Genomic DNA, 10815 nt, shown 5'->3' on the forward strand with positions numbered 1-10815 from the left:
AAGGGCGGAAATCGGGCCTCAGCGCCCCGCGAACTGCCCAAATGGGCCGCGCGAGAGGCATAAAAGTCCAAAAAACTGCGTCATCCAGGTTTGCGCGGAAATTTTCGACGGCTTGTTCAGCGTAGCCTTAGCACAATTGCGTCAACAAGCCAGCAACAAAAGGATTTTTCATGGGCCTTGCCGATCGAGATTACATGCGCGAACGCCGCAACCGTGGCACTCTGCATTCACTGCGGACGAATTCGCTGCCTTCGTGGTTAAAGGCGTTTGTGTGGGTTGCCGTGCTGGGGCTGCTGTTCGTTGGTTTCAAGTACTTTTTGGAACGGGAAAAGGCCCAACCCTTCCCGCCAACGGGCGCGGCACGGTGGTATATCCAAACCGGTGGACAAGCCACCGCCCCGCTCACCATCAAGGCCCCCATCCGTTCCGGGTTGCACCATGTGGTGCGGCTGGATGAATGGCACAGCGGCAAGCCGGTAGTGCTCATTCCCATCCGTGCTGGCGAAACAGCATCCCTCCATGTACCGTTGGGGCGGTATCGCGTCACCATGGCAAACGGCTCCCGCTGGCTCGGTGCAGAAAAGCTGTTTGGCATGGCGAGCGAAGTCAAAGAAGCGATTGATCCGATGGAGTTTTACGCCACTCCCACCGGAACGACCGGTCACAACATTGATCTTGCGGGCCGCTTGCATGGCAACATGCCGACGAAACCTGCAGGCCTTTTCTAGATTCGCCCAGCGACTGTCAGCACATTCATTGCGCAACCGGCAGGCGGTGCACGCTGCGCCGAATAGGAACACCTTGAACGCAGCCCCCTGAAGGAAACCGACATGCGCCCGACCGCCGCCACACCACACGACATCGCAGATGGCGAAGACCGCTCGGTGGACCCGCACAGCCCCGAGGTGCCGCCCACCATTCGCGCCAAGGTGCTGGCCATGGCGCAGCCAGGTGACCAGCTGTGGCGCTGCCCGCGCCGGTCAGCGCCGCGCGGTCTGTTCAGCGTTCTGGGGGTGGGCCCGCGCGATGCGGTGATCGAGTGGTGGCTGCTCGATGCGCAGGGCGAGCTGATCGAGGCGTTCTGGGAGGTTTGAGACCCGCCGCACCGCAGCGGGTGGCCTGTCACCGGCCCGTGCTCATCACAAATCCTGCGCCACAGGCGCCAGCTGCCCCAGCATGAAGGTGATGAACGGCGGCACGCACTGCAGGTGCCCGGAGGGCTGGGCGCGGCAATCGGTCAGGCTGACCAGCTCGCCCGCACCACGGGCCTGCATGGCGCGCAGGGTGTTGACCGAGCTGGCATAGGGCACGGTGCGGTCTTCCTGGCCGTGGAACAGGCGCACGGGCAGGTTGGGCTTCCAGTCGTGGACGCTGCTGGTGTTGGCGATGTATTGCACATCGTCGGCCAGGAAGCGGTCGATGAAACGGGTGTCATAGGTGACGTCGGCATCGCCCGGCAACAGCGCGCGCAACAGCAGGCGGCGCACCTCGCGCTGCGCGCTGCCGCCCAGGTAGCGCAGGAAGCCGGGGTTGATGAGTGCGCCCAGCACGGGCTGCTCGTCGCGCACCAGTTCCACCAGTCCGTCCATGGTGCTTTGCACGTTGTAGGGACCGGCACCGGGCACCACCATGCGCAGTTGCTGCAGATGCGATGAGCCGCTGGCCTGCAGGGCACGGTGCGCAGCCATGGTGACGTAGCCGCCCTCGGAATACCCGGTGAGGAAGAGTTGCCCGTTGTCGGCCACGTTGGCCTGGCCGCGCCAGGTGCGGGCGGCGGTCAAAAAGTCGACGGTGGCAGCAGCGGATGGCGCCGACAGCAGGTAGGGGTGGGGCGTGCCCTTGGAGGCGCCAAACCCCACGTAGTCGGGCGCCAGCACGATGTAACCCAGCGACGCCAACACCACCGACACCTCAGACGCCACGGCGTTGTTGCTGGGGGCCTCGGCGTCCTTGAAGATGGTGCCGTGCTGGTAGCTCAGCACCGGGCTTTTGGCGCCGGCCGCCTTTTGCGGCACGCTGATGAGGCCCGAGGCGCGCACCTCTTTGCCATCGGCATCGGTGGTCAGGTATTCAAGCCGGTACGAGGTGACGGCGTAGCGCGGCACCACGTCTTCGGCCAGCGATTCTTCGGAGGACAGCGCGGCAGCAATGTCAACGGCGGAGATGGTGCCCAGCAAGGTGGCCGAGTGGAGTTGCCCGGTGCCCGCGGGCACAGTGGGCGGCGCTGGCGGGTTGCCAACGTTGGGGGTGTCTTCGGCACCACCGCCGCCGCAGGCAGCCAGGGCGGCAGCCAGGGCCAGCACGCAGGCGCGGCGGGTTCCAGAAGAGATCAAAGAGGTCAACACGGCAGGAACCCTTGCAAGTTAATCAGTGGATGATAGGGCTGTGCGGCCTGCGCTGCCCGGCGCGTGCGCAATCGCCCTGAGCCCGCACCGGCCCGCAGTGGGTGTGGCGCACCGGGGTGCCCCACGGCAAAACTGCTCAACTTCAAGCAAAATTGGCCTCTAGCGCTTATGGAATAAGCGCTGACAGCTATTATTTTTATATTAATTCTGCACCACCGCTGATGGCCGCAGGCTGCACTGAAGCGCAGCACTACACTCTCTGCTTTTCCTCTTTCTCGCATTCCCCATGACGTACTGCGTCGCCATCAAACTCAATGCCGGGCTGGTGTTCCTGTCCGATTCACGCACCAATGCCGGGCTGGACCAGATCAGCTCGTTCCGCAAGATCATGGTTTACGAGAAAGCGGGCGATCGCTTCATGGTGCTGCTGTCGGCCGGCAACCTGAGCATTTCGCAGTCGGTGCGCGAGATTTTGCAGACCACGCAGATCAAGGACGCTGCCGACAGCGAGCCCGTCACCATCTGGAACGCCAGGAGCATGTTCGACGCCGCCCGCGTGCTGGGCGCCGCCGTGCGCCATGTGCATGAGCGCGATGGCGCGGCGCTCAAGCGCGCAGAGGTGGATTTCAATGTGTCGATGGTGTTTGGCGGCCAGATCAAGGGCGAGGGCATGCGGCTGTTTCAGGTGTATTCGGCGGGCAATTTCATCGAATCGACCGCCGAGACGCCGTATTTCCAGGTGGGCGAGTCGAAATACGGCAAGCCGGTGCTCGACCGCGTGCTGACGCCCGAGACGCCGCTTGACGAGGCGGCCAAGTGCGCGCTGGTGTCGATGGACAGCACGCTCAAGTCCAACCTCTCGGTGGGCCTGCCCATGGACCTGGTGGTGTATGAGGTGGACCGTTTCACCACCGACAAGATCGCGTGCATTGACGAGAACAACCCCTACTTTCGCATGCTGCATGACCGCTGGGGGCAAAAGCTGCGCGAGGTATTCGACAGCATCGAAGACCCGGCCTGGGACGGCCGCTTGACCGATGCCCCCATCATGGTGAACCCGGAGCGCAGCAAGCCGCTCAAGAAGATCACCAACTTTCGCGAGAAGCTGGTCTGAGCCTCAGCACAGCCCCTGCCCCGCACCCGCACCCTGATGGATTGATGGCCAAGATCGTTTTCTCGCACGGCAACAGCTTTCCGGCGGGCACCTACAACGTGCTTTTTGGGCAATTGCGCCAGCGCGGCTTTGACGTGGCCGCCATCGACCGCTTTGGCCACGATGCGCAATACCCGGTTACCAGCAACTGGCCGCATCTGGTGCAGCAGCTGGCTGATTTTGCGGCGCAGCAGGTGGCGGAATCGGGCGAGCGGGTGTTTCTGGTGGGGCATTCGCTGGGCGGCATTCTGAGCGTGATGGCGGCGGCGCAGCACCCCACGCTGGCGCGCGGCGTGTTGATGCTCGACTCACCGCTCATCAGCGGCTGGCGCGCCACCACCGTGGGCGTGGCCAAGCGCACGCAGCTGGTGGGCGCCGTGTCGCCCGGCCGCGTGAGCCGCCAGCGCCGCATGAGCTGGGCCAGCACTGCAGAGGCACTGGAGCACTTTGGCAAGAAAAAGGTGTTTGCGCAGTGGGACCCGCAGGTGCTGCGCGACTATGTCACGCACGGCCTGCACGACGAGGACGGGCGCCGGGTGCTGGGCTTTGACCGGGCGGTGGAAACCGCCATCTACAACACCTTGCCGCACAACCTGGACCGCCTGCTGCGCCGCCACCCGCTGCGCTGCCCGGCGGCATTCATCGGCGGGCTGGCATCGGTGGAGATGCGCCAGGTGGGCATGGCGCTGACCCGGCGGGTGACGGGCGGGCGCATCATGATGCTGGACGGCAGCCACTTGTTCCCGATGGAGCAGCCGCTGGCCACCGCCGCCGCCATCGAGGCGGCCTTGCTGAACCTGGCTGCACTGCCGAGCGCGGCGCACTGAAGTCGGCCGACCGCCCGGCTGCCCGACATTCGCGCTCGGCGCCGGGCCGCGTCAACGGCAGCAGCGGTAGGCCAGCCCCACCGAGGCGCTATAGCCGGTGGGCTTCACCGTCAGGGGGCTGCGGCGCGCGTCTGCCTGCAATTGCGAGACACCCACGCCGCCCCACACCACCCAATGGCGGTTGAGCGCCGTCATGACATCCACGCCCAGGTCCACGCTGTAGAGACCGCCACCGGGCTCGTACGCGGGCAGGCGGGCTGCCCCAGCGCCGCCCGCCACTGCGGGCACGCCAAACCGGGCGCGCAGGTAGGTGCGGTCGCCAAAACTGGCGCCGGCGCCAAAAACCATGCGGGTCTGCTGCGTGACGGGCAGGGTATAGGACACGCTGGTGTTCAGCTGCGCCCCCCCATCGCGCCCCAGGATGTCTTGCGAAAGCCCTGCACCCACCGACCATCGGGGCGTGATGGCATAGCCCGCGCTGACCCGGGCGCGCAGGGTGGATCGCACATCGGGCAGGCCGGAGAGCCGCGGCGCATCACTGCTATCGCGACCACTGTCCAGGCGCAGCGATGCGCTCAGGCTGAACCGGTCGCTTTCGGCCAGGATGGCGGTGGCGCCCGATTCGCGCTGCTCCAGCCCATGGCCCATGAGGGTGCTGCCGCGCGAGGTGCTCAGGCGAAACCGACCGTATTCCAGCGCCCATGACGGGCTCAGGTGGGACGAACGGCCATCGCCGCCGGCGTAGTCCGGGCCGTTGCTCACCACGGCGCCCAGCACATAGTTGAGCTTGGGGGAGCCGTCTGGGTTGACGGCGGGCGGCACATCCTCGGCCATGGCGGGCAGACCGGCGCCCAGGCCCCACAAGACAGTGCAGACAGCGCAGCCCCAAAGGCCCAAAGGAAGGCCCGAAGGACGGCGCGGCAGGTAGGTCATGGCGCCATTATCAGCCGGCCCACTGCACCAGGCCAGTCCATGCCGAAACCAGCACCACCACCCCGAACGCGATGCGGTAATACGCAAACGGCACAAAGCTGTGGGTGCTGATGTAGCGCAACAGCCAGCGCACGCACAGCCAGGCGCTGATGAAGGAGAACACCAGCCCCACGGAAAACAGCGGAATGTCGGCCGCCGACAGCAAGGCACGATCCTTGTACAGGCTGTACGCCCCCGCACCAATCAGCGTGGGAATGGCCAGAAAAAACGAAAAATCCGTGGCGGCCTTGCGCGACAGGCCCAGCAGCATGCCGCCAATGATGGTGGCGCCGCTGCGGCTGGTGCCCGGCACCATGGCCAGGCACTGCACCAGGCCCACCTTGAGGGCATCCAGCGCAGTCATGTCTTCCACCTCTTGGATGCGGGTGGCCGCAGCAGGGCGGCGTTCGGCCCACAAGATAATGAAGCCGCCAATGATGAAGGTGCTGGCCACCACCACGGGGGTGAACAGGTTGGCCTTGATGGCCTTGCCAAACAGCAGCCCCAGCACCACCGCCGGCACAAAGGCAATCAGCACATTGAGCGCAAAACGCTGTGCCTGCCGCTCGGTAGGCAGGGCCGCCAGCGTGGCGCGGATTTTTTGCCAATACACCAGGATGACGGCAAAGATGGCGCCCGTCTGGATGGCGATGTCGAACACCTGGGCCTTGGCATCGTCAAAACCCAGCAGCGACCCCGCAAGAATCAGGTGACCAGTAGAAGAGATGGGAAGAAACTCGGTCAGGCCCTCGACCACACCCATGATGGCGGCCTTGACCAGCAAAACAATGTCCACGCGTACGTCCTTTAAGCCCTTCGGGCTGGCAAAAAGGGCAAATTATCACCTGACGGCTGGCCTGGAACGCCTTGCACACAAGCGCACCGGGGCCAAGCTCGGCGGGTACCTGCACGCCTGCAAGAAACAGTGCAAAAACCGCTGCAAACGCTTATCCGTCAATCGCCGGCAGCTACTTTTATTTGCGTTGGGCCTGTCCCAAAACTCCGCCCCTCACCCGTCCAACCAGCTCCCCGCCACATTCTTGAGCAGCGTGTTCACCGCTGCCAGCCTGCGGCTGCGCACGTCAATCAGGTTGCGCCGGGCTGACAACACGGTGGTCTGCGCGCTCAGCACGTTCAGATAGCCCACGGTGCCCGCGCGGTACTGGTTGCTCACCACATCCAGCGCGCGCTGGGCGGCGGCCACGGCCTCGGCCTGCAGTTGCTGTTCGCGCTCCAGCGCGGTGGCGGCGGCAAGGTTGTCTTCCACCTCCTGCAGCGCGGTCAGCACGGTCTGGCGGTAGCTGGCCACGGCCTGGTCGTGCGTGGCGCGGGCCGATTCGACGGCGGCGCTGCGGGCGCCGCCATCCCAAAGGGAGACGGCCAACGCGGGGCCCAGCGACCAGAAGAGGTGGGGAGCGTTCAGCAAATTGGACAGCTCCGCGCCCCGATAACCCGCCGCGCCCGACAGCGTGACCGCCGGAAAGAACGCAGCCTGCGCCACGCCGATCTGCGCGTTGGCCGCCGCCACGCGGCGTTCGGCGGCGGCGATGTCGGGGCGGCGCTCCAGCAGGCGCGAGGGCAGTTGCGCGGGCACGGCGGGCGGCGCGGGCAGCGCGGCCGTGGCGGGAAGGCTGAGCGCGGCCGGGGCCTGGCCGGTGAGCGCGGCCAGCGCGTGCTCCAGCTGGGCGCGGCTGGTCTGCGCCTCCAGCAGCTGCACCTGGGTGGACTTGTATTGCGCCTCGGCCTGCGCCACGTCGGCCGCCGAGGCCACGCCCGCGCGCTGGCGGTTGCGCGTGAGCTCCCAGCTGCGCTCGTAGGCGGCCAGGGTGTCGGCGAGCAGCTTCGCCTGTGCCTCGGCGGCGCGCAGCGCGAAGTAGGTTTGCGCCACCGTGGCCTGCACCGACAGGCGCATGGCGGCCAGGTCGCCGGCGCTGGCCTCTACGCTGGCGCGCGCGGCATCCACCCCGCCCGAGAGGCGCCCCCACAGGTCCAGCTCCCAGCTGGCATTCAGGCCCAGGGCCTGGCTGTTGCGGGTGCGCGCCTGGGCGCTTTCATCGACGGTGGTGCCGCTGCGCGAGCGTGCGCTGCTGGCCGTGGCGCCCAGGCTGGGCAGGCCGGCGGCGCCAGCGTTGTCGAGTGCGGCGCGCGCGGCGCGCAGCCGGGCCACGGCCAAAGCCACGTTCTGGTTTCCGCTGGCGGCGCGCTCTTGCAGCGCATCAAGCGCAGGGTCGGCGAACAGCGTCCACCATGCGTCGGGCACGCTGTCTTGCGGCTGGGCGGTTTGCCACACGGCGCTGCCTTGCACGCCTTGCTTGAAGGCGGTGGGCACGTCGAGCGCCGGGCGCTCATGGGGCGGCGGAGAGCTGCAGGCCGTGAGCAGCGCCGAAATAACGAGCAAAAATGGCTTCCATCGCTTACTGGATAAGCGCAAACAGCTATTAAAATAAGAGCTATCGGGGTGCATCAGGAATCTCCTTGCAGCGCGGGCTTCGGGCCGCCAGCCGGGTGGCGGCGCCAGCGCGCCCAGCGCTGCACACGCGCGCGCAGTCGGTCCAGCGCCACATAGACCACGGGCGTGGTGTACAGCGTGAGCAGCTGGCTCAGCAGCAGCCCGCCCACCACGGCAATGCCCAGGGGCTGGCGCAGCTCGGCGCCATCGGCCCGGTTCAGCGCCAGCGGCAGCGCGCCAAAGATGGCGGCCAGCGTGGTCATGAGGATGGGGCGCAGGCGCAGGCTGCAGGCGCGGTAGATGGATTGCGCGGCCGTGATGTGGCCAGCGCGCTGCCGCACCAGGGCGAAGTCGATCATCATGATGGCGTTTTTCTTGACGATGCCGATCAGCAAAATAACGCCGATGAGCGCGATCAACGAGAACTCGGTCTTGAACAGCATCAGCGCCAGCAGCGCTCCCACCCCGGCAGATGGCAGGGTGGAGAGGATGGTGAGCGGGTGCAGCAGGTTTTCATACAGGATGCCCAGCACGAGGTAGATGGTGATGATGGCGGCCAGGATCAGCAGCGGCTGGCCCGCCAGCGCGTCCTGAAACGCCCCCGCCGTGCCGCCAAACGTGCCGCGAATTCCCACGGGCACGCCCAGCTCGGCCACCGCGTTGTGCACGGCATCGGTGGCCTGCGACAGCGACACGCCCGGCGCCAGGCTGAAGCTCACGGTGCTGGCCGGCGTGCCGCGCTCGTGGCTGACCGACAGCGGCGTGTTGGTGGTGGTGATCCGCGCAAACGCGGTCAGTGGCACCTGCTGGCCCGCGCTGTTGACAAAGAAGAAGCCGCGCAGCGTCTCGGGGCTTTGCAGGTAGCGCGGGGCGGCTTCCATCACCACACGGTATTGGTTGAGCGGGTTGTAGATCACGCCCACCTGGCGCTGGCCGAACGCGTCGTTCAGCGTGGCGTCGATGGTGGCCATGGTCAGGCCCGCGCGCATGGCGGCGTCGCGGTCGATCACCAAGGTGGTCTGCAGGCCATAGTCCGACACGTCGCTGTTCACGTCTTCGAGTTCGGGCAGTTGCGCCAGGGCCTGGCGGATGCGCGGCTCCCAGGTGCGCAGCTCGGCAATGTCGTCGGCCTGCAGGGTGTAGTCAAACGAGGCGCTGCTTTGCCGCCCGCCAATGCGGATGTCACGCTGGGGCACCATGAACAGGCGCGCGCCGGGCTCGTCTTTCAGTTGCGCGCGCAGGCGGGTGATGACGGCCTCGGACGTCTCCTGCCCCGGCCCGCGCTGGAGCGTCATGAACATCTGCGCCGCGTTGCGCTGCCAGCCACCGGTGAAACCCGTGACATGCTCGACTGCGGGGTCGGCCTGCACGATGGCCAGAAAGCGTTGCAACCGCTGCTCCATGGCCTGGTACGAGGTGGCCTGGTCGGCGCGGATGAAGCCCGAAATGCGGCCCGTGTCCTGCTCGGGCATGAAGCCTTTTTCGATGGCGGTGTAGAGAGTCACATTCAGCCCCACCACGCCGGCCAGCACCAGCAGCACCAGTGGCTGGTGGCGCAGGCACCAGGCCAGGCTGCGCCGGTAGCCGCGCAGGCCCCGGGCCTGCAGACCATCCACCCAGCGCGAGAAGCGCGCCCACCACGCGGCGCCGGGCGCCGTGGCACCACGGTGCGGCTGCTTGAGCAGCGCCGCGCACATCATGGGCGTGGTGGTGAGCGACACGAGCAGCGACACCAGAATGGCCGCCGACATGACGATGGCGAACTCGTGAAAGAACCGCCCCACGATGCCGCCCATGAACAAAATGGGCACGAACACGGCAATGAGCGACAGGCTCATCGACACCACGGTGAAACCGATCTCGCGCGCGCCGTCCAGCGATGCCTGCAGCGCCGTTTTGCCGCGCTCCATGTGGCGCATGATGTTCTCCAGCACCACGATGGCGTCGTCCACCACGAAGCCGGTGGCAATGGTCAGCGCCATGAGCGAAAGATTGTCGAGCGTGTAGCCCGCCAGGTACATCACGCCAAACGTGCCCGCCAACGACACCGGCACGGCCACTGCCGGGATGAGCGTGGCGCGCCCGTTGCGCAAGAACAGAAACACCACCAGGACCACCAGCGCCACCGCAATCAGCAGGGCATGCTCCACCTCCTTGACCGAGGCGCGCAGCGTGGGCGTGCGGTCAGAGACGATCTCCACGTCGATCGCCGCCGGAATGGAGGCCTTGAGCTGCGGCAGCAGCGCGCGCACGCGGTCCACCGCCTCCAGGATGTTGGCGCCGGGCTGCTTGTACACCTGCAGCAGCACAGCCGGCTTGCCGTTGGCCACACCGAAATTGCGCACGTCCTGCACCGAGTCGGTCACCTCGGCCACATCGGCCAGGCGAATCGCATTGCCGTTTTGCCAGCGCAGCACCAGCGGCGCATAGTCGGCCGCCACGCGGGCCTGGTCGTTGGCGGCAATCTGCCAATAATGGTCTTCGCGCTCCACCGCGCCCAGCGGGCGGTTGGCGTTGGTGCTGCTGATGGCGCCGCGCACCTGCTCCAGCGAGACCCCGTTGGCCGCCAGCCGCACCGGGTCGAGCGACACGCGCACCGCAGGCAGCGCGCCGCCGCTCACCGTGGCCTGCCCCACCCCTTCGACCTGCGAGAGCTTTTGCGCCAGCACGGTGGAGGCCGCGTCGTACATCTGCCCGCGCGTGAGCGCGCTGGACGTGAGCGCCAAGATCATGATGGGCGAGTCGGCCGGGTTCACCTTGCGGTAGGTCGGGTTGCTGGGCATGCCCGTGGGCAGCAGCGTGCGCGCGGCGTTGATGGCGGCCTGCACGTCGCGCGCGGCGCTGTCCACGTTGCGGCTCAAATCAAACTGCAGCGTGATGCTGGTGCTGCCCAGGATGGAGCGCGAGGTGATTTCGTTGACCCCGGCAATGGAGCCCAGCGCCCGCTCCAGCGGCGTGGCGACGGTAGCGGCCACGGTGTCGGGGCTGGCGCCGGGCAGGCTGGCGCTGACGGAGATGGTGGGGTAATCGACCTGGGGCAGCGGGGCGACGGGGAGCAAAAAGTACGAC

The 10815-nt window shown here is 66.8% G+C and carries 9 protein-coding genes; 4 read left to right on the top strand and 5 right to left on the bottom strand.

Features of this window, described 5'->3' with window-relative positions; genetic code table 11:
- Nucleotides 1–170 precede the first annotated feature (170 nt).
- Entirely contained in the window at nucleotides 171–728 is a 558-nt protein-coding gene (locus DTW89_RS17340) for a hypothetical protein (RefSeq protein WP_114656833.1), read from the top strand.
- A 102-nt stretch (nucleotides 729–830) separates the two neighbouring features.
- A complete protein-coding gene (locus tag DTW89_RS17345) occupies nucleotides 831–1094 on the top strand; it encodes a hypothetical protein (RefSeq protein ID WP_114656834.1) in 264 nt (87 codons plus the stop codon).
- A 45-nt stretch (nucleotides 1095–1139) separates the two neighbouring features.
- On the opposite strand, the gene DTW89_RS17350 is transcribed toward DTW89_RS17345, so the two are convergent.
- Nucleotides 1140–2345, bottom strand: a complete 1206-nt coding sequence (locus DTW89_RS17350) for an alpha/beta hydrolase family protein (RefSeq protein ID WP_236637189.1) — start codon at nucleotides 2343–2345, stop codon at nucleotides 1140–1142.
- A gap of 286 nt (nucleotides 2346–2631) precedes the next feature.
- Between DTW89_RS17350 and DTW89_RS17355 the strand changes: the two genes are divergently transcribed.
- On the top strand, nucleotides 2632–3459 hold the full coding sequence (locus DTW89_RS17355; RefSeq protein WP_087746931.1) for a proteasome-type protease: 828 nt from the start codon (nucleotides 2632–2634) through the stop codon (nucleotides 3457–3459).
- Nucleotides 3460–3503: 44 nt separating this feature from the next.
- On the top strand, nucleotides 3504–4325 hold the full coding sequence (locus DTW89_RS17360) for an alpha/beta fold hydrolase (RefSeq protein WP_114656836.1): 822 nt from the start codon (nucleotides 3504–3506) through the stop codon (nucleotides 4323–4325).
- 51 nt (nucleotides 4326–4376) lie between these two features.
- Here DTW89_RS17360 and DTW89_RS17365 read toward each other — a convergent pair whose 3' ends face one another.
- The 4 genes from DTW89_RS17365 to DTW89_RS17380 all read right to left on the bottom strand — a co-directional run.
- Nucleotides 4377–5258 carry a MipA/OmpV family protein gene (locus DTW89_RS17365; protein ID WP_236637190.1) on the bottom strand — a complete coding sequence of 294 codons (882 nt, stop codon included), beginning with the start codon at nucleotides 5256–5258 and terminating at the stop codon, nucleotides 4377–4379.
- 10 nt (nucleotides 5259–5268) lie between these two features.
- On the bottom strand, nucleotides 5269–6093 hold the full coding sequence (locus DTW89_RS17370; protein WP_114656837.1) for an undecaprenyl-diphosphate phosphatase: 825 nt from the start codon (nucleotides 6091–6093) through the stop codon (nucleotides 5269–5271).
- A 213-nt stretch (nucleotides 6094–6306) separates the two neighbouring features.
- The gene (locus DTW89_RS17375; RefSeq protein WP_114656838.1) at nucleotides 6307–7761 is read right to left on the bottom strand and encodes an efflux transporter outer membrane subunit; all 1455 of its coding nucleotides are present in this window, start codon (nucleotides 7759–7761) and stop codon (nucleotides 6307–6309) included.
- On the bottom strand, nucleotides 7761–10815 hold a 3055-nt coding region (locus DTW89_RS17380; protein WP_114656840.1), incomplete at its 5' end, for an efflux RND transporter permease subunit. The genes DTW89_RS17375 and DTW89_RS17380, both read right to left, overlap by 1 nt.

It is taken from the genome of Acidovorax sp. BoFeN1 (assembly GCF_003345135.1).
GTDB lineage: Bacteria > Pseudomonadota > Gammaproteobacteria > Burkholderiales > Burkholderiaceae_C > Acidovorax > Acidovorax defluvii.

Excerpts from the sequence above, each read along its gene's own strand:
- DTW89_RS17340 (WP_114656833.1), top strand. The coding sequence starts at position 171 with ATGGGCCTTGCCGATCGAGATTACATGCGCGAACGCCGCAACCGTGGC.
- DTW89_RS17345 (WP_114656834.1), top strand. The coding sequence starts at position 831 with ATGCGCCCGACCGCCGCCACACCACACGACATCGCAGATGGCGAAGAC.
- DTW89_RS17365 (WP_236637190.1), bottom strand. The coding sequence starts at position 5,258 with ATGACCTACCTGCCGCGCCGTCCTTCGGGCCTTCCTTTGGGCCTTTGG.
- DTW89_RS17360 (WP_114656836.1), top strand. The coding sequence starts at position 3,504 with ATGGCCAAGATCGTTTTCTCGCACGGCAACAGCTTTCCGGCGGGCACC.
- DTW89_RS17355 (WP_087746931.1), top strand. The coding sequence starts at position 2,632 with ATGACGTACTGCGTCGCCATCAAACTCAATGCCGGGCTGGTGTTCCTG.
- DTW89_RS17375 (WP_114656838.1), bottom strand. The coding sequence starts at position 7,761 with ATGCACCCCGATAGCTCTTATTTTAATAGCTGTTTGCGCTTATCCAGT.